The organism is Eisenbergiella tayi (assembly GCF_001881565.1).
Lineage (GTDB): Bacteria > Bacillota > Clostridia > Lachnospirales > Lachnospiraceae > Eisenbergiella > Eisenbergiella tayi.
Genome location: NZ_MPDJ01000010.1, coordinates 16,196 through 34,522 on the forward strand (window position 1 = coordinate 16,196; position 18,327 = coordinate 34,522).

18 protein-coding genes are annotated in these 18,327 nt (G+C 46.0%); all 18 read right to left on the minus strand.

Annotation, left to right across the window (positions count from 1 at the left end):
• Nucleotides 1-32 precede the first annotated feature (32 nt).
• Complete coding sequence (locus BLA28_RS27285) at nucleotides 33-728, minus strand: YggS family pyridoxal phosphate-dependent enzyme (protein WP_069159452.1); 696 nt, start codon at nucleotides 726-728, stop codon at nucleotides 33-35.
• Nucleotides 729-749: 21 nt separating this feature from the next.
• Nucleotides 750-2,150: an HlyD family efflux transporter periplasmic adaptor subunit gene (locus BLA28_RS27290; RefSeq protein WP_081330234.1), complete on the minus strand. Its 1,401-nt coding sequence runs from the start codon at nucleotides 2,148-2,150 to the stop codon at nucleotides 750-752.
• An 89-nt stretch (nucleotides 2,151-2,239) separates the two neighbouring features.
• The gene (locus BLA28_RS27295; RefSeq protein ID WP_009252763.1) at nucleotides 2,240-2,659 is read right to left on the minus strand and encodes a hypothetical protein; all 420 of its coding nucleotides are present in this window, start codon (nucleotides 2,657-2,659) and stop codon (nucleotides 2,240-2,242) included.
• Nucleotides 2,660-2,747: 88 nt separating this feature from the next.
• Nucleotides 2,748-3,791 carry a D-alanyl-D-alanine carboxypeptidase family protein gene (locus BLA28_RS27300; RefSeq protein ID WP_009252764.1) on the minus strand — a complete coding sequence of 348 codons (1,044 nt, stop codon included), beginning with the start codon at nucleotides 3,789-3,791 and terminating at the stop codon, nucleotides 2,748-2,750.
• Nucleotides 3,775-4,170 carry a methylglyoxal synthase gene (locus BLA28_RS27305; RefSeq protein WP_009252765.1) on the minus strand — a complete coding sequence of 132 codons (396 nt, stop codon included), beginning with the start codon at nucleotides 4,168-4,170 and terminating at the stop codon, nucleotides 3,775-3,777. The genes BLA28_RS27300 and BLA28_RS27305 overlap by 17 nt, the downstream gene beginning before the upstream one ends.
• 17 nt (nucleotides 4,171-4,187) lie before the next feature.
• Complete coding sequence (locus BLA28_RS27310) at nucleotides 4,188-5,300, minus strand: FtsW/RodA/SpoVE family cell cycle protein (protein ID WP_009252766.1); 1,113 nt, start codon at nucleotides 5,298-5,300, stop codon at nucleotides 4,188-4,190.
• 64 nt (nucleotides 5,301-5,364) lie between these two features.
• A complete protein-coding gene (gene minE / locus BLA28_RS27315; RefSeq protein WP_009252767.1) occupies nucleotides 5,365-5,628 on the minus strand; it encodes a cell division topological specificity factor MinE in 264 nt (87 codons plus the stop codon).
• On the minus strand, nucleotides 5,625-6,434 hold the full coding sequence (gene minD, locus BLA28_RS27320; protein WP_044971750.1) for a septum site-determining protein MinD: 810 nt from the start codon (nucleotides 6,432-6,434) through the stop codon (nucleotides 5,625-5,627). Before minD ends, minE begins: the two co-directional genes overlap by 4 nt.
• 48 nt (nucleotides 6,435-6,482) lie before the next feature.
• The gene (locus BLA28_RS27325; RefSeq protein WP_044971794.1) at nucleotides 6,483-7,205 is read right to left on the minus strand and encodes a septum site-determining protein MinC; all 723 of its coding nucleotides are present in this window, start codon (nucleotides 7,203-7,205) and stop codon (nucleotides 6,483-6,485) included.
• Between the two features lie 43 nt (nucleotides 7,206-7,248).
• Nucleotides 7,249-10,131: a penicillin-binding transpeptidase domain-containing protein gene (locus BLA28_RS27330; protein WP_069159453.1), complete on the minus strand. Its 2,883-nt coding sequence runs from the start codon at nucleotides 10,129-10,131 to the stop codon at nucleotides 7,249-7,251.
• Entirely contained in the window at nucleotides 10,132-10,641 is a 510-nt protein-coding gene (gene mreD / locus BLA28_RS27335; protein ID WP_069159454.1) for a rod shape-determining protein MreD, read from the minus strand.
• Between the two features lie 15 nt (nucleotides 10,642-10,656).
• Nucleotides 10,657-11,553 (minus strand): rod shape-determining protein MreC, encoded by an 897-nt coding sequence (gene mreC / locus BLA28_RS27340; protein WP_069159455.1) that lies wholly within the window; start codon nucleotides 11,551-11,553, stop codon nucleotides 10,657-10,659.
• A complete protein-coding gene (gene mreB / locus BLA28_RS27345; protein WP_009252773.1) occupies nucleotides 11,550-12,560 on the minus strand; it encodes a rod shape-determining protein in 1,011 nt (336 codons plus the stop codon). The genes mreC and mreB overlap by 4 nt, the downstream gene beginning before the upstream one ends.
• A gap of 17 nt (nucleotides 12,561-12,577) precedes the next feature.
• The gene (gene radC, locus BLA28_RS27350; protein ID WP_025484043.1) at nucleotides 12,578-13,279 is read right to left on the minus strand and encodes a RadC family protein; all 702 of its coding nucleotides are present in this window, start codon (nucleotides 13,277-13,279) and stop codon (nucleotides 12,578-12,580) included.
• 95 nt (nucleotides 13,280-13,374) lie between these two features.
• Complete coding sequence (locus BLA28_RS27355; protein ID WP_025484042.1) at nucleotides 13,375-13,614, minus strand: DUF4321 domain-containing protein; 240 nt, start codon at nucleotides 13,612-13,614, stop codon at nucleotides 13,375-13,377.
• Between the two features lie 152 nt (nucleotides 13,615-13,766).
• Nucleotides 13,767-15,059: a methionine gamma-lyase family protein gene (locus BLA28_RS27360; RefSeq protein WP_069159456.1), complete on the minus strand. Its 1,293-nt coding sequence runs from the start codon at nucleotides 15,057-15,059 to the stop codon at nucleotides 13,767-13,769.
• 46 nt (nucleotides 15,060-15,105) lie between these two features.
• Complete coding sequence (gene miaA / locus BLA28_RS27365) at nucleotides 15,106-16,062, minus strand: tRNA (adenosine(37)-N6)-dimethylallyltransferase MiaA (protein WP_069159457.1); 957 nt, start codon at nucleotides 16,060-16,062, stop codon at nucleotides 15,106-15,108.
• A gap of 21 nt (nucleotides 16,063-16,083) precedes the next feature.
• Nucleotides 16,084-18,297, minus strand: coding sequence for a DNA mismatch repair endonuclease MutL (gene mutL / locus BLA28_RS27370; protein WP_069159458.1), 2,214 nt, complete (start codon nucleotides 18,295-18,297; stop codon nucleotides 16,084-16,086).
• Between the last annotated feature and the right edge of the window lie 30 nt (nucleotides 18,298-18,327).

Sequence of the window (18,327 nt, forward strand, 5' to 3'; positions counted from 1 at the left end):
CCAATCTCCTTTATGATTACCTGTCAGATATCTTATTCCACCTGATAGGATCTTTCACCAAATATTCCTGTTCCCACGCGTACAAAGGAAGCTCCCTCTTCAATTGCCACCTCATAATCTCCCGTCATTCCCATCGAAAGATAATCCATACGTACATTATCAATGTTTTTGTTAGTTATGTCAACATATAACTTTTTCAATGCACTAAAAAATATTCTGTTATCCTCTGCATTTTCGACAAAAGGCGCTATCGTCATCAGCCCCCTGACCAGAATACCGGGCAGATGGGATATCTCCTGCACCAGTCCGGGTGTATCCTCAGGAGGGACGCCGAACTTGCTTTCTTCGCCAGCCACATTCACTTCTATTAAAATGTTAACAATGATACCCCGCTTTACCGCTTCCTTGCTGATTTCTTCCGCCAGACGCAAGGAATCAACACTGTGTATCATATAAACCTTGTCAACAATATATTTGACCTTGTTCCGCTGGAGATGGCCAATCATATGCCACCTGATATCGTCAGGCAGCTGTTCCGCCTTGTCAACCAGCTCCTGTACCTTATTCTCTCCGAAATCCCGTATGCCCAGTGAATATACTTCTTCAAGCATAGGCAGGGGCTTTGTTTTGCTCACTGCGATAAGTGTCACGTCACTTTCCGCTCTCCCTGACCTGCGGCAGGCTTCCTTCATATTTTCCTGTACCTGATAAAGATTTTCTTTCAGCATTTCTGACTCCTTTCGGACGCTCTATTCAAGAAATTCATTTCCTGTTACGGTTTCCGCATCCAGTACAATACGATCAAAGGCGCTTAATCCATAAGCGGTATTGGACTTGATAATCGCGTACTCATCATTCTGGGAAAGAATTTGTATTTCCTTAAAATCTGCATACCCCTTATTAATATTATAAACGCCTATGAGGGTTGCGCTTCGGGATATGGTATATTTATCTGTGGAATCCGGCCTGACCAGATTGTTCCCCAGCTCCAGCACGGAATTATCAATATAATAATCATCTTCCGTTTCAAAATATATGGAGGTTGCAATAAACTCCGTAGAAGCCTCTCCGTTTTCCGTATAGGTTTCTTTAAGAACACCGTTCTCGCTGCTGTTGCCCTTTGTCACATATTCCTTGGGAACCAGGAAAAATTCTTTTTCCGCAATGGCAGAATTCGGAACCTTAAGGCCCTGCTCGTCCTTTGTAACAAGCTCAATATCGATGTATCGGTCCGTACAGAAGGATATCATGGAATTATTGAAGTCCAGCTTTACATATGTATTCCCGTCCTCATTATTGAGTACATTCACCTTTGCCCAGGAGGTACACTGGTTTTTAAGGAACCGCACCTGGACATATTCTTCTTCCAGCAGCTCCTGTGCCCTTTCCGGATCGGACTGGATGACAATGGACCAGTTTTCATCTGTCGCGAGCTTATATAAGGTATCGCCGGAGGCTACCAGCTCATTGTTGATCAGCTGTCTTTTAGAGTAATCCTCCTTATCGAACATATCCTGGGTAATTTGATCCGCAGTAAGGTTTTCATAGCCGTCCGTAGAATAAACCACGATACCGGAAACCGGAGCGCTGCACAATGATATCAGAGATGACCCTGAACCATTCAGCGATTGCAAATCCTGAAGCACATTAATATTGGCCAGCTTCAGTGCAGTTCCTTCCAGAGAATATTTAAAATCATAGACTCCGGAGAACTGCTTTTTCTCAAATCCGCTCATATAGCCTGTAATTTCACTTTTAATATCCGCCAGATTATTATCCGACAATTGCGTATCATCCGCCTTACCGGCGTCAAACATCTCTTTCAGCTGGCCGCTTTCATCAATGCTGCATACCAGCTTTCCAAAGCCAACCCGTTCTCCTTCTCGTGCATAATAATTAATGTATCCGGAATCATTGCTGGTGACAATCGTTTCCTCTCTCAGCGCAATTCCCTGGTATACGTTCCCGATAGAAAGGGAACCATTCTTCACTTCGTAACCCATAATATGCTTTTGTGTAAAATAAAGAAAAACACAGATGACTACATATACGAAAATAACACTAAAAATAATAATCCCCAGATTAATATTCAGCGGTTTTCTGTATTGTCTGATTTTTCTATTGGAAGATCCGCTTTCTCTGCCAGCCAATCCACATACCTCCGGGTAAAACAATATCAATATTTTCTGTCTGCCGCATTAAAAAGCCCCGGAAAACATCCGGGGCCTTTTTCCTTTATTTAAAGAGATACAATAATCTTCGATTTCAAGCTTTCCGGCAACTCTTGCTCATCAAGGGAAATGCTGAGGATGAAATCTATCCGGAACATTTCACTGATTTTTTCCAATTTCGTGATAACAGGAAGGATATCACAATCTTCCAAATGGGCAACCTTCAGGAAACTGTCAAGAAACATTTTCTCAAGATCCCGGTCCTGAGATATAATACCGCAGATGAATCCCAAAAATTCAGAACTGTTTTCCACCATGAATTCACTTACATCAATCAGTCTGACCTTGTTATTCAATTCATACATGTGCTTCGCACTTTTGTCTAAATAAACAATGTTTCCGGAGACCTCTTTTACTTCGGTGTTTACTTTATCCAATAATTGTTTTGTCTTGCCTTTCCCCTTTTTGCCTACGATTAACTGAACCATTGTAATCCCTCCTAAAGTAAATTGGCGCTTATAACGCCTCTTAAATATGATATTATTATAGTTGATATCTGTTTAAAAAACAACCTTTTTAATTAATTACATTCAAAAGCTCTGTCATCTCCGTATAGAGAATTTGTTTCTCCTTGGAACGGAGAATAACGGAAATATAAGGGTTGCCGGAGGTGTCTTTACTAAGTAATATCAGGCAGTTTCCGGCAGCATTGGTGGTTCCCGTCTTTCCTCCGATAATAGTAACCTGCTCCGGAGCCTTGAAATTACCGTTCAAATACTGGTTCGTTGTTTTCAGGGACATGGATTTGGAATTTCCGTCTTTGTCCATATATACCGTTTCATAGCTTGTCATATGAATAATTTCATTAATAAGGTCCTGCTTCAAAGCCTCATTAAAGATTAAGTAAAGATCATAAGCCGTCACATAATGATTGTCCGCAGTCAGCCCGTGCGGATTCACAAAATGGCTGTTGGTGGCCCCTATAGCCAGCGCTTCCTTATTCATCATTTCTGCGAAACCTTCAATACTGCCGCCGATATGGACAGCAATGGCTGCCGCAGCGTCATTGGCTGAATGAATGAGAAGTGCGTGCAGCGCCTGATTCAGCGTCAGCTGATCACCCGGCTTTAAGCCGCACAGCACAGCTCCTGATTCCGTTATGCTGGCCTCGTCGGTAACAGTTATCATATCATCAGGATTTCCATATTTCAGCGCTACCAAAGCCGTCATAATCTTGGTGAGGCTGGCCGGCTGAAGCCGTTCATGGACGTTTTTGGCATACATCACATTATTCTTGTTAAGATCAAAAAGCCCGGCTGCCGTAGCCTCCGACATGTCCACCGCCCCATTCTCCGTACCCACATCTCCGATTACCACACAGAGATCATCAGCAAAAGAGTCTGCAACAACACTGGATACTTCATTGACTACCCGGTAGCTGGACACCTCATAATCCGGATTGTAGGCAAATGGCAGTTCTTCTTTCCCGCAGCCGGTAAGGGCTCCTGCCGGCAGTGAAGCCAACAGGCAGATAACGGCAGTCCTGGAAAGAATTTTTTTCAGCCGGGAAAACACCGGGCTTCCCTGGGCTTTCAGATTCCGTTTATTTGTACATTTCACGCCATTCCAAATCCCCTCTGTCAAGTGATTTGATTAACAGTTCTGCAGTCGCAAGATTGGTCGCCAACGGAATATTATGGATATCGCACAGACGAACCACATTATTAACATCCGGTTCATGAGACTTGGGTGTAAGCGGATCCCTGAGGAAAATGACCAAATCGATCTGATTATGCTCAATCTGGGCGCCTATCTGCTGCTCACCTCCCAGATGCCCGGCCAGGAATTTGTGGACATTCAGGTTAGTCACCTCTTCAATCAGCCTTCCTGTTGTACCCGTGGCAAAAAGTACATTTTTGGTTAAAATTCCTCTGTAAGCGATACAGAAATTCTGCATCAGCTTCTTTTTTGCGTCATGCGCAATCAATGCAATATTCATAGCAACCTTCTCCTATACTAGTATAAATTTTTTCTCTGCAATCGCACATTCAGTACAAATCCCATACCGATAAACAAACTGACAAGAGATGTCAGCCCATTGCTTACAAAGGGCAGCGGGATTCCTGTGTTCGGCATAATCATTGTGGTTACCGCAATGTTCATAAAACTCTGAAAGCCTATTACTGCGGCCATTCCGGAAGCAATTATCATTCCGGAGGTATCCTTGGCGGTTCTGGCAATGGAAATACACTCAAGGGCAATGAGCATTAACAATACAATTACCACGCAGGAACCCACAAAACCCATCTCTTCCCCGATTACGGCAAAAATAAAATCCGTTTCCGGTTCCGAGATGAAATTGCCGTTCTTTACTGACGCTATTACATTATTATTCAGGCCTTTCCCCCATAGCTGGCCTGAACCTATTGCCATCACTGAATTGAGCTGCTGGTAAGCCTCTGCATCCGCATATTTCTCCGGATTAAGCCATGCCAGAATACGGGTCAGCTGATAATTCTGAATCAGCTGCTGTCCCGGCTGCATTACCAAATAAAAAGCAACCGCCAGAGACGGAACAATAACAGCTAAAACGCCTCCTATGATCTTGTAATTCAAGCCGCCCACGAATATCAGTACACAGAATAAAATACAGTACAGAATCGTTGTGGACAGGTTCGGCTCTTTGTATACAAGAAAGATAGCCGGCAGCATCAATCCCACACAAAGGAAAAGTATTTTGAATGTATTTAACTTTTCCTTATATTTCATAATAAACTGTGCATAGAATAAAATCAATAATATTTTTGCAATTTCTGACGGTTGGAACTGAAACAGGTGGGGAATATTGATCCATCTTGTCGCACCGTTTACCTTTTCACCCCAGATTAAAACAGCAATCAGCATACCAATAGAAAAAATATAGTAAAACCAGTAAAGCCTTAGCAGCTGGGAATAGTCAATCAATGATATGATAATCATAATGACCATTCCCATTGCCACGCCGGCGATCTGTCTTTCCTGCAGAGATTCCTTGGCGCTTCCCACCGCCATGATACCTATAATGGATATGGCAAGCACCAGCAGAACCAGCTTGAAGTCGTAATTCCTTAGTTTGTATCTTTTCAGCATTTTTTCCTCCAACTGCTTTAAAGAGCAGTTTGCGCCTGAAGAGCAGTTTGCAGTATGTAAAAGTCTAATTATGAAGGTCCAGTATAGGGATATCCGCATAGAGGGTAGGATTTTTCCCCCTGCCCCTGGCCGTGGATTTACTGATCTGTATCTCCATATTGTTAGTATCTATCTTCATGTATTTGGAAATGACTTTTGCAATATCCTGCTTGATCATCTCCAGCATCTCAGGAGAACAGCCTGCCCTGTCTGATATCAGCAGTATTTTCAGCCTGTCCTTTGCAATTTCTCTGGAAGTTTTCTTTTTGAATAAATTTCTTAATCTCATGATATCCGCCCCTCCTGACTCTTATGAAAGATTCCGGTAAACCTTGCCCACAAGGAGACCGGATGTTCCAGATCCAGGAATGGCACTTCCTTTCCCAGGACTCTGAGGCAGATATTCTGATAAGCTTGTCCCGCCAGCGTGTTGTTCCCTACAAGAGGCTCTCCCTGGTTTGTGGCAATGACCACATTCTCATCATCAGGTACTATACCGATCAGTGGTATGGACAGGATGTCCACCACATCATCCGGTGTCATCATATCTCCGCGTTTTACCATATCAAAACGCATGCGGTTGATAATGAGGTCTATCTGGCTGAATTCATGAGCTTCCAGCAGACCCACAATTCGATCCGCATCACGTATGGCGGAAACCTCCGGAGTCGTGACTACCAGAGCGCGGTCCGCACCGGCTATGGCATTTTTAAACCCTTGCTCGATGCCCGCAGGACAGTCCAGTATGATATAATCAAACTGATCCTTAAGATGCTCCACTAATTTTATCATCTGGCTTTCATTTACGGCTGTTTTGTCTCTTGTTTGTGCGGAAGGGAGCAGATAAAGGCTGCTGTAACGCTTATCCTTTATCAGGGCCTGTTTCACCCTGCAGTTCCCTTCCACCACGTCTACCAGATTATATACAATCCGGTTTTCAAGTCCCATAACCACATCCAGGTTCCGAAGGCCTATATCAGTATCTATCAATACCACCTTCTTTCCCATGGCGGCGAGGCCTGTGCCCACGTTAGCAGATGTGGTGGTTTTTCCCACACCGCCTTTCCCTGATGTAACAACAATTACTTCACTCATGCAAATACCTCCGGTTAGAAATATTTGTCCCCTGAGCGTTCCTGGAGCTTACTGAACGTTCAGTAATTCATTCGTAATTGGTTTCAGGATTATGCGTTCTTTTTCCACATAAGCCGTCTGCGGCTGTATTTTGGGTGCATGGCCTGCATTTCGGTCACTTCCATGAAGACCATAAAGTCCATGGGTTCCGAAGGTCCATTTGCTTTTTTCATTGGCAATATATTTGAAATCCCCGATTTTAATTTTTTGCGGGGCCATTTCAAGCGCTGCAATATAATGTCCGGGCCGTCCGTTTCCGCCCGCGTAGGCATTCCCGCGCAGGCTTCCCAGCACAACGATATCTCCGGCGGCAATAACACTGGAACCGGGATTTACATCCCCCAGCACAATGATGCTGGATTCTGTCTCCAGGATCTGTCCCCTGCGCAGGGTACCCCGGTAGAATTGTCCCGCAGACTCTTCCTCGTACCTTTTTCGCCGGAATTCTTCCAAAGCCTTGCCGTAAATACGGTTTTTCTCTTCATCCTTTCCGACGATGCAGGTTATATTCAAATGGGAATTTATCCTTATGGTCTCTATCAGGCTGTCCTCTTCCTCAAAGGACAGCTCCCTGCCCTCAAAAGAAACCGCCACAGAGGCATCAGAGAAAAATTCTTTTGATTCCTTAAATTTGCCGGCCACCTCTTCAAGCAGCTGTCCAAAATCCAAATCGCTGTCCAGATACAGGGTAAGCCCATTCCGGAAGCTTTTAACTATTACTGCATTTTTCATATCCGCTCCTGTCCCGATAGTTTTTGGCAATTTCAGAAAAACATTAATCTTCGGTATTGACAACGGCTTCCAGCTGGCTGGCCGTACCATTTAATATATCTTCCTCTTTATCAGGATTAAAATAATACTGCAGCACTTTACAGGATATCTGCGCAGCATAGTCGGAAGCATATCCGTTGCCGATCCTGGTTGCAATGGCAATTTCCGGGTTTTCATATGGTGCATATCCCAGGAAAAGTGCATGTGCCGGCCGCAGCTTGTTTTCATCAGCCGTACCGGTTTTACCGGCCGCGGATATGCCTGCATCCACAAAGTATTTTTTTCCTTCCACCACACCCTTCATTCCGCTGTGGATAGCATCCCAGTATGCGGTAGGCATTTCTATGGTATTGCGGACCTCGGGAGTGAAATCCTCCAGAAGGTTTCCGCTTCGATCGGTTACTTTATCCAAAAGGCTTAAGTTATAGCATGTCCCGCTGTTCGCCACCGTGGCCACATATCGGGCAAGTCCTACTGTGGTATAGTTATGCTCCCCCTGTCCGATTGCAGACGCAGAAGGGTTTGCCATGGAAAACTGAGGCATGGATTCTTCTATTTCAACTCCGGACTTATCCGTAAGCCCGTAAGCATCCGCATATTCCCGCATACGGGTATTGGCGAGTTCAAAATTAGTTCCGCTTTCAGGATCGCCGGACAGGCCGAAACGGTATCCCATTTCATAGAAGAAATAGTTGCAGGAATGGGTTATCGCCTGGGAAACATTCAGATTGCCATGACCGTAGGTATTCCAGCAGCGCATGACGATATCTGAGTATCGGGTAAAACTCCCCACACAATCCACAGTGCTTCTGGTATCAATGATTCCATCCATCAGGGCCGCTGAAGCGACTACCATTTTGTAGGTAGAACCGGGAGCGCTTCTCATCTGTGTGGCATAATCCCATAAAGGCAGTGATAAATCATTCTGCAGGCTGGCATAATAATCGGCATCAATACCGTTTGCCAGCTTATTGTTGTCATAACTGGGATAGCTGACCAGGGCCAGTACCTCTCCGGTATTGGGATCCACAATTACACAGGATGCGGAAAAGGGATCCAAAGCCAGCTGGGCCGGAGTAATCTGAAGATTCTTAATCAGATTCCTCATAAATGTATAAGAAGAGATACTTCCATTCTCCAGAGCCGCCTTTTCCTCTTCGGATACGGAAACAAGCTCCTGTTCCAGCAATACCATACATATCTGTTTTCCATTGATGGAATTATCGCGGATCATATATTTATACAGCTTTTTATGAAACGCTGTTTTATCCAGTTCCAGACGGATGTAATCCACCAGTCTGTCAAAAACCTCCGAGGAATCTGCATACTGGGTATCCATATCCAGCCTGCTTACATCGACCCAGTTCCGGGAAATGGCATATTCCAGAAAATCACTTAAGGATATCGTTTCTTCCTCAGACCAGGCTTTATAGGTTTCATCCTTGCTGTCAACAGAAAGCACCTTGGTATCATTAATCAACAGATTAGTAACTATATAGCTTTCATAGCTCTGATACTCTTCCGCCAGCTGATTATATGGGGTCCTTCTGTTATAAAGCTCCTCTGTGAGCCAGCTCCAGACCTGTTCCTTCTTTTGGAGGAAAGCCGTCCGTACCGCCTGTTCATTGTCTCCCGCACCGGCAGAAGCCATATGCTCCAGGCTTATCACATTATTATTAAACAAGGCAAAATAAACATCATCTATGGGAATTTTAATTGTGGAGGCCTTTTGGTTTGCCCCCAGCTTGAATTCCTTGATATTTTCAATCTTATCAAGGAGCAGGCCTGCGATGCTCTGTTCCAGGATATTATACACAGCTTCCTGCAGATCCGCATCCAAAGTGAGGTAAACATCATTTCCGGCGACCGGATCCACCCGGCCCTCCGAATCAATTTCCTTCCCCAGGTTGTCCACGTATATGGTTTCGCTGCCTTTTTCACCCTGAAGGTATGTTTCCATAACCTTCTCTATCCCGGATTTACCCACGGTATCATTCATTTCATAACGATCCGGTTCATCCTCTCCCCTGCTGGTTTCTTCATTCAGGCTCTTGAGCTCATCCGAGGAGATTTTACCGGTATAGCCTATTATATGAGAAAAATAAGTGCCGTTGATATAACGTCTGATAGTATCCTCTGCAATATCAATTCCCAGAAGAGCATCATTGTTTTCCTTTACGGCAGCTACCGTTTTTTCACTTACATCCGTGGCAATCGTCGTGGGTATGTATTTCTGGTAGCTGTTTGCCTTCATGGCATAGCGGATAGTAATCAGCTTAAGGACTTCGGCTTTTGTATAGCCTTGTCCGGGTACAAAGGTGCTCTTGTCATCCGGATCTGTCCTTTCTCCGATACCATAGGTCTCTGCCATATAATTGATCACATCCTGGGGCGTTGCGTTTTTTTCCTTCTCTTTCAGGTTGTCAATGGAAGCATGTCCATAAATATCAGCAAGAAAACGCAGCAGCTTGGTGTCTGTTACGTTAAATGCGTATTCTCCGTTTTTATCCAGGTAGATATTAAAATCACTGATAACACTGTCGCCATTCTTTTCAATGATATGAATGGTCTCAAGAAGCGTGGCGTTCAGATTTTTGTTTTTATTCTTATCTGACTCGTATACATCTTCTATGGTAACGGAATAAGCCAGATCGTTATAAGCGAGAAGCTTCCCGTTTCTGTCAAAAATCTTTCCCCTGGAACTGGAGATAGAACGTTCCTTTTTGATCTTCAGGGAAAATTCATTCAGATAATTTTCTCCCTCCACGATCTGCAGGACGAAAACCCGGTGTATCAGGACGCCGCCCATAAGAATCACAACGAGAGTGAGCACTATCAGCCTGGAATTTATTAAGTTTAAAAAATTATCTCTGAATCTCTCAAACAATTATTCATTACTCCTTCTTTCCGCAGCTTCCAGCTTTTTATGTAATAACAGAAGCAGCGGATATACCGCAAAAGCAATCACAATCGTATATACGGCTTCCGGAAGAATAACATGGATAAAATAATACCCGATATCCAGCCGGCTCCTCAGCAGGAACAAAAGCACATAGCATACGAAATTGTAACCGATATCACTTACTAAAATCAGAATCAACGGCAGTTTAATATCCTCCGGATAAAACATCCTCTGGAATGTGCCGTTGACATAACCTACCACCATATAAAGCAGCGCATAAAATCCAATCACATCACCGCCGAAAATATCAGCCAGCAGACCGCAGAAAAATCCGATAAGAAGGCCGTTTTTTTCACCGTTCATAAAACCGCAGGATGCTATTAATATGATAAGCAGGTTCGGCATAATGCTGCTGAAGGCAGCCGCCGGCAATACACTGGTCTGCAGGATAAAGCATAATAATACCAGAAGGACCGAGATTATATTCCTTTTCATAAGGCCTTCTCCTTCCTATTCCTTATCCATGGAATGCTTCTCTTGTGTAACCTGCTGTTTTAATTCCATTATAACCAGGACCTCCTGGATATGCTGGAAATCCACTGCCGGTGTGATATAGCCGTATTTTGTCATATTGTTATAGGATGTACTAATGGAACTGATAAAACCGATAGGGATACCGGGAAGATATTTATTGCTTATATTTGAAGTGACCACCTTATCCCCTTCGGATACTTTATTTTCCTTATCATAAAGCTGTTCAAAACGGATAACGCCGTCCGACATAACAGACTGCAAATCTCCGGAAACCATCAGATTTTCTGAGGTGGAAAGGATCGTGCCGTACACATTGGCATTATCTGCAATAATGGAAACCACTCTGGCATAATTGGGGCCTACACTGACCACCCTTCCTGCCAGCCCACTGCCGGCAAGAACATTCATATCTACCTGTATGCCGTCGTCGGATCCTTTGTCTATGACAAAGGAATAAAACCAGTTGCTGGAATCGCTTGCGATCACCCTCGCCCCTGTCTTTTCATATTCCGAAGTTGCCTTATCGATCTCGTAGAGCTCCCTGAGGCTGGTAAGCTCATATTTATCCTGCTGGAGCTGTGCATTTTCCATGGTAAGGGCGTCCACCTGATCCTTCAGCGCCTGGTTCTCCGCAAGAACCTTTTTCAGCTGTCCCATTTCCTCAGCACGGTCATAAAGATAACCGCCTACGGAAGCGATTCCCTTCTGAAAGGGAACTACAACATACCCTGCAGCAGCCCGCAGCGGACCTTCAAACAAATCTGTTTTAAAGGTCACAAGCATCAGGGCGACACAGACACCTGACAAAATCAGCAGCAGGTATTTACTTGGCAGGGTGAATTTATTTCTTTTTTTCTTTATTACAGGACTCATTTACCCATCCCTTCAATCGCATAGGCAACTGATTTATAGTTTTCATCGTTGAGAACTTTGGAAAGGCCAATAACAACGCTTTCTACCGGCTTCTCCGCCACATTTACACGAAGGCCCGTATTTTTACCCAGCTTCTCCGCAAGATGGCTGATTTGGGATGCGCCGCCTGTAAGATAAATTCCATGACGGTAAATATCCGCTCCCAATTCCGGAGGCGTACGTTCCAGAATGACTTTAACACTGTCAATGATCGTATCAAAATGCTCTTCCAGACAGGATACTACAAGTTCCGTAGGGATAGTACGCTCAACAGGAAGGCCGGTAACAATATCCCTTCCGAACACTTCCGCACCGACTCCGGCTTCCTCCAGCTCGGAAAGGGACTTCTTGATCCCCTCCGCTGTTTTGCCGCCGATGAGCAGGCCGAATTCCTTACGGACCGTGCTGCGGATAGCCTCGTCAAATTTAAGGCCGCCGGTCTTGATCAGACGGCTGAGCACAATGCCTCCCAGAGACAAAATAGAAACTTCTGTGGTATCATAACCAACATTCACTACAAGAACACCCTGGGAATTCTTTACGTCGATATCCAGCCCCAGACCGTCTGCCACGGCTTTTTCCACCACCATGATCTTGCGGGCCTTCACGTTGGCGTCGCGTATCAAATCATAAAATGCACGCTTCTCCACCTCCGTGATATCCGTGGGTACCGCAATATAAAAATCTGCCGGCTTAATATTTCCGCCGGACATATCCGTTACAAAGAAACGGATCAGTGTTTCCATATTCTTGATATCCGCAATGACTCCGTTGCACAGCGGATAAGAAATATGAATGTTTCCGGGGGCTTTTTCATACATCTCATAAGCGGAATCCCCATAAGCGAAAACGTTCTTCTTGTTCTGTACGGCTATCATGTTTTTTTCAATCATGATCTTATCATCCGCCGCACTGTAAATCTTGATATTGCTCGTACCTAAATCGATTCCAAAAGCATTCGTAGACAAAATGATTTTCTCCTTCCTTATTTCAACAGGCCGGATTCCCTGAAGCTTACATAGCAGTTATCTCCCACGATGATATGATCGATCAGCGGAAGCTGCATCATGCCGCAAAGCTCAGCCAGATGTTTTGTAATTTCAATATCCTGCCTGCTGGGCGATGCGTCGCCGCTGGGATGATTGTGTATCAGCAGGATATGTACGGCATGGTACTCAAGCGCCACCCGGAAAACCTCCCGGGGTGAGACCAGAGAACAATTTACGGTCCCTTTGGATAATACCCGGTCACAGATCATACGGTTCTTATTATCGGTCATAACAAGAATCACTTCTTCTGTCTCCAGGTACCGCATCCTCTTCATGTAATAGTCTGCCACAGTTTCCGGTTTGGTAAACTGCAATCTGTCACGGGTATCCGCCATGGACAGCCTGCGTGACAGTTCTATAATGCATTTGATTTTTACTGCCTTGACCTGGCCAATGCCATTTACCCTGCATAAATCCGCAACAGATAAGTGCTGCAGCCCGAGAAGTCCCTTATCCCGGCCCTTCGGCAGGGACAGGATTTGCCCCGCAAGCTGCAGAGAGCCCATATTCCTGGTGCCGGTCCTGATAATAATGGCCAGCAGTTCTGCTTCGGAAAGAGACTCCGGCCCTGTTGCAAGAAATTTTTCATAAGGCTTCATCTCTTCATAGCATGGTTCTTTTTGGTTCTTTTGATTCATTTTTTACCCCGTTTCTTCACGTATTCCGAACGCTCCTCACGGGTACCGCCGTCTGTATGTATACTTAAAAGCCGGCTTTATACCGGCCTCACAGCTTATAGAATGCGGTAAATCAGCAAAGCAATCACTATCCCCAGTATGCTTGCGATTGTAATTTTAATTGTCAGAGCAAAGGTGATACTCAAAATTCCGAAATCCAGAATCAGCGGGTTTGTCAGCCCGAAGGTCTGCCCGAAATTCATAAAACTCGAAGGAAACAGGCTTCCGATAAAGCCGCCCAGCACGATTCCGGCCAAAACGAGCAACAAACAGGTCCATCCGTTTTTACTTTTCATTTTCTTCATTCATTCATCCTTTGTATTTGTTGACATTACCTATATTAGCATACTTCCAGATCTGTGTATAGAATCTAAAAGTAAAAAATTTCGCCCTATCCGACAGCGATCGACACCCCTTTACCGTAATCGGCAGGAGAAGATCTGTTTAATTACGGCAATTGGACGGCTTTCGCCTCCACACAATACTGCAGGGATTTCATGATGCCGAATTTTACGTGCGGCCAGGTAAGGCCCCCCTGGAAATAAGCGGTGTAGGGAGGTTTTAAAGGTCCGTCCGCGCTCAGTTCAATGGAAGAACCGGATACAAAGGCTCCCGCGGCCATAATTACCTGGCTGTCATAACCGGGCATATCCCAGGGCTCGGGCCTTACATAACTGTCCACCGGAGCTGCCGCCTGAATACCCTCACAGAATGCGATCAGCCCCTCCGGAGTGCCGAAGGTTATCGCCTGGATGATATCATGCCGACTTTCCCTGCCGTCAGGGATTACCCGGAGTCCCAGACGCTCATAAACGTTGGCGGCAAACACAGCTCCCTTCAGTGCGCTGGCCGTAACGGTAGGCGCAAGAAAAAGTCCCTGGTAGAACTGAGGCAGGATTCCAAGCGAAGCGCCCACTTCTTTTCCGAGTCCGGGGGATGTGAGCCTGCATGCGGCATTTTCCACACATTCTTTAGTCCCTGCAATATAACCGCCGATGGGGGCCAGGCCTCCTCCCGGATTCTTGATCAGAGAGCCCACGCACATATCGGCCCCCACATCAGAAGGCTCTGTACGTTCCACAAATTCTCCGTAACAGTTATCCACCATGCAGATAACATCCGGCTTCTGCTTCTTTATAAAGGCGATCAGCTCCCCTATCCGTTCCACCGATAATGTGGGCCGCGTCTGATAGCCTTTGGAACGCTGGATGGTAACCACCCGGGTACGTTCATTCAGGGCGAGAGCTATATTTTCATAATCAAATCCGCCGTCCGGCAGCAGGTCCACCTGCCGATAGCTGATCCCATACTCCTTCAGGGACCCCCTGGATGGACGGATACCGATAACCTCTTCCAGCGTATCATAGGGCTTGCCCACGGGAGACAGCAGTTCATCCCCGGGACGAAGGTTGCTCATAAGAGCAAGCGCAAGCGCATGGGTGCCGCAGGTTATCTGCGGGCGTACAAGAGCGTCCTGTGTATGAAAAACTGCGGCATAAACCGCCTCCAGCGTTTCTCTTCCCAAATCATTATAGCCATATCCGGTGGTTCCCAGCAGGCAGGCTTCGCTGACCTTGTTTTCCTGCAGGGCCTTGAGCACCTTCATCTGGTTATATTCCGCGGTTTCATCGATTTTTTTAAACCGGCCTTCCAGTTCTTCCAGTATTTGCTGTCCAAAATGGTATACCTGTCCGGAAATTCCCATTTCACGGTAAAAATCAGAAATATTGCTTTCGTTCATCTTGTCTCCCTTTGTGCTGTGTATTCCAATCCTTCCACAGACACTTTTATATTTTTAAAGGCATTTGTTTTTCCCTGCATTTTTCCAGCATAAAGAGAAGGATATCTTCTTCGGAATCAAATTCCGGTTTTTCCACCCATATCACATCCCGCTCCCTCCTGAACCAGGTAAGCTGCCTTTTGGCAAAATGGCGGGTATCTCTCTTGATCAGGTAAACAGCCCTTTCCAAATCATATTCGTCTTCCAGGAAGCCTAAAATTTCCTTATAGCCCAGTCCCTGCATGGAAACCATATCCCGGCGGCATCCGCGCTCCCTGAGCTTTTTCACTTCCTCCACAAGGCCTTCCTGAAGCATTTTATCCACTCGTTTATCGATACGGTCATATATGGCCTCTCTCTTATCATCCAGGACAAAATAGCAGGCATTATATGCGGCCTGCCTTTTGCGTTCCTGTTCGTTATGCTGGGATATTTTTTTACCTGTCTGCATATAGAATTCCAGAGCGCGGATTACCCGTTTCACATTGTTGGCATGGATCTGCTCTGCCGATTCCTTATCCACGGCAGCCAGCATTTTATGAAGATATTCCGGGCCTTTTTCATCGGCAGCCTGTTCCAGCTTTTCCCTGCAGGTGGTATCCTCCGGGTTTTCCGTAAAATCAATATCATACAGCACAGACTGGATATAAAATCCGGTTCCTCCTGTAATGATCGGGATTCTCCCTCTTTCCCTGATATCCGCAATGGCTTTCTTCGCCAGCTGCTGAAAGGTGACCACATTAAATTCTTCTTCCGGCTCCATAATATCGATCAGGTGATGGGGGATTCCCTGCATATCCCGGCTTTTAATTTTTGCGGATCCGATATCCATCTGCCGGTATACCTGCATGGAATCTGCAGAGATAATTTCCCCGTCCACCCTTTTCGCCAGCTTCAGAGAAAGGTCTGTCTTTCCTACCGCGGTAGGTCCGGTCAGAATGATGAGAGGTTCTTTCTCTTCCATTTGCCTTCTCCAATCGTACTTTTATATAATTCTTTTAAACTTCTTTTCCAGCTCATACTTACTCATTGTTATGATAGTAGGCCTTCCATGAGGGCAATGATACGGATTTTCCAGCTTCAGCAGCTGATCCAGCAAAGCCTCCATTTCCCTGAAGGACATGGTATGATTCCCCTTTACCGCGGATTTACATGCCATAGAAGCCAGCTTTTCCGCAATAACGGAAGGGGTTCCATGAGGCGGCTCTTCTTCCAGTTCATCCAGGATAGCTTCAATGAACTCCTTTTCGTAATGACCGTACAGGTCACAGGGGACCGAACGGACCGTATAGGCATTGCCGCCGAACTCATCTATCTCAAAGCCCATCTGTGCAAAATAGGACTCATAGCGCTCCAGCAGATGGGCTTCCCTGGCTGAGAGGTTCAGGACAATCGGCGGAGTGAGCATCTGGCTGTCCACTGTCCCGGTTTTCATCTTGTTGATCAGGGCTTCATACTTCACCTTTTCGTGGGCCGCATGCTGATCAATAAAAAGCAGCTTATCCTCATACTGAGCCAGCCAGTAGGTATCGAACACCTGACCGAGTATCCGGAAGCTTTGCACCGCTTCCTTTGTCAGAAGCTTTTCTTCAAAAAGCTCCATCTGTTTGACATCCTGTACCTGGTACAGGCCTTCCTCTTCCCTAAGCATCTGGCTTAAACGTCTTGTTTCAAATGGCTGCGGAGCCTCCGGCCTGATGCGGACGGACGGTGCCGGGGAGCTTTCGGGAGCTTCCGATTGAACAGAGGCTTCGGCTTTTTCCTGGTTTTCCGAATGGACAGCGACTTCGGCTTTTTCCTCGTTTTCTGGTTGGACAGAGGCTGGGAGGCTTGACAGTGATGGTTCTTCCGTCTGCTCCGGCTGAAACGATGTCTCCGGCACTTCCGGCGCAGGATTTTTTATTTCAGCCTGAATGATGGCCTCCGGTTGTTTTTCTGCCGCATGGAGCGCAGGAGCTGCCGCAGGCATTGCAGCGGCTTCTGCTTCCGTTGGATTTTGGGGGCTTTCCGAATTCACTGTTGAAGGCTGTTCAGCAACCGGCCTCATGGGCCTGGGAACATAAGCCGAAGCGGCTTCTTTATTCGGAGTCTCGTTACTTAGAGTTTCCTTATTCAGAATTTCTTTATCCAGACCTTCTTTATTCGCCGCCCCTTTATCCGGCCCCTTTTTCGTTTCCTTCCTGTCTTCCAGCGTCACATCCGGAATCATTTCCCTGCGTCTGAGTGCTTCCCGCACTTTTTCTTCCAGAAAGGCATAAAGGCCGGGCTGATCATGGAACCGGATCTCCATTTTGGAAGGATGTACATTCACATCAATCCGATCCGGATCAATTGTAAAATGAAGCAGTGCAAAGGGGAATTTATGCTGCATCAGATATGCCTTATATCCTGCCTCCAGCCCTTTGGAGAGCAAAGGGCTCTTAATATAACGTCCGTTTACAAAGAAGAACTCAAAGTTCCTGTTGGAACGCACAACAGACGGGCTTCCCAGGAAGCCTTCTATCTGCAGGCCCTCTGCCTGTGCTGAAAACGGAATCAGCTCCTTTATGATTTCCCGGCCATAGATACGGTACAGAATCTCTCTGATATCCCCGTTCCCGGAGGTATGAAAACGAACCTGCCCGTTCATCATAAACTGGAAGGCAACTTCCGGACGGGAAAGTGCCATATGCTCCATCAGGTCAGAAATATAGCTTCCTTCCGTGGCATAAGATTTCAGGAATTTTTTCCTTACGGGCGTATTGAAAAATAATTCCCTCACAATGATGGTGGTGCCCTCTGGCGCTCCCACCTCTGAAAATTCCCGTTCCTTTTCGCCCTCAAGACGGTAATGGATTCCGGTCAGTTCATCCCTGGTCTTGGTTATCAGCTCCACCATGGAAACCGCCGCTATGCTGGAAAGAGCCTCTCCCCTGAAGCCGAGGCTTTTTACCTGGTACAGATCCTCTACGGTACGGATTTTACTGGTGGCATGCCGGAAAAAAGCTTTCCGTACCTGTTCTTTTTCGATTCCGCCGCCATTATCTGTCACACGGATGAAGGAGCAGCCCCCTTCTTTTATTTCCACAGTCACCGCCCTGGCGCCTGCGTCCATGGCGTTCTCCACCAGCTCTTTTACCACGCTGGAGGGGCGCTCCACCACTTCGCCGGCGGCAATTTTGTCAATGGTACTGCTGTCAAGCAGCATGATTTCCGCCATATTATGCTTCCTTTCCTTTCAAAAGCCTTG

Bases quoted from the DNA above. Each gene is read 5' to 3' on its own strand.
- BLA28_RS27325 (WP_044971794.1), bottom strand. From the start codon at position 7,205: ATGAAAAATGCAGTAATAGTTAAAAGCTTCCGGAATGGGCTTACCCTG.
- BLA28_RS27355 (WP_025484042.1), bottom strand. From the start codon at position 13,614: ATGAAAAGTAAAAACGGATGGACCTGTTTGTTGCTCGTTTTGGCCGGA.
- BLA28_RS27285 (WP_069159452.1), bottom strand. From the start codon at position 728: ATGCTGAAAGAAAATCTTTATCAGGTACAGGAAAATATGAAGGAAGCC.
- radC (WP_025484043.1), bottom strand. From the start codon at position 13,279: ATGAATCAAAAGAACCAAAAAGAACCATGCTATGAAGAGATGAAGCCT.
- minE (WP_009252767.1), bottom strand. From the start codon at position 5,628: ATGAGATTAAGAAATTTATTCAAAAAGAAAACTTCCAGAGAAATTGCA.
- BLA28_RS27305 (WP_009252765.1), bottom strand. From the start codon at position 4,170: ATGAATATTGCATTGATTGCGCATGACGCAAAAAAGAAGCTGATGCAG.
- BLA28_RS27310 (WP_009252766.1), bottom strand. From the start codon at position 5,300: ATGCTGAAAAGATACAAACTAAGGAATTACGACTTCAAGCTGGTTCTG.
- mutL (WP_069159458.1), bottom strand. From the start codon at position 18,297: ATGGCGGAAATCATGCTGCTTGACAGCAGTACCATTGACAAAATTGCC.
- BLA28_RS27295 (WP_009252763.1), bottom strand. From the start codon at position 2,659: ATGGTTCAGTTAATCGTAGGCAAAAAGGGGAAAGGCAAGACAAAACAA.
- mreC (WP_069159455.1), bottom strand. From the start codon at position 11,553: ATGAGTCCTGTAATAAAGAAAAAAAGAAATAAATTCACCCTGCCAAGT.
- miaA (WP_069159457.1), bottom strand. From the start codon at position 16,062: ATGGAAGAGAAAGAACCTCTCATCATTCTGACCGGACCTACCGCGGTA.
- mreD (WP_069159454.1), bottom strand. From the start codon at position 10,641: ATGAAAAGGAATATAATCTCGGTCCTTCTGGTATTATTATGCTTTATC.
- BLA28_RS27360 (WP_069159456.1), bottom strand. From the start codon at position 15,059: ATGAACGAAAGCAATATTTCTGATTTTTACCGTGAAATGGGAATTTCC.
- minD (WP_044971750.1), bottom strand. From the start codon at position 6,434: ATGAGTGAAGTAATTGTTGTTACATCAGGGAAAGGCGGTGTGGGAAAA.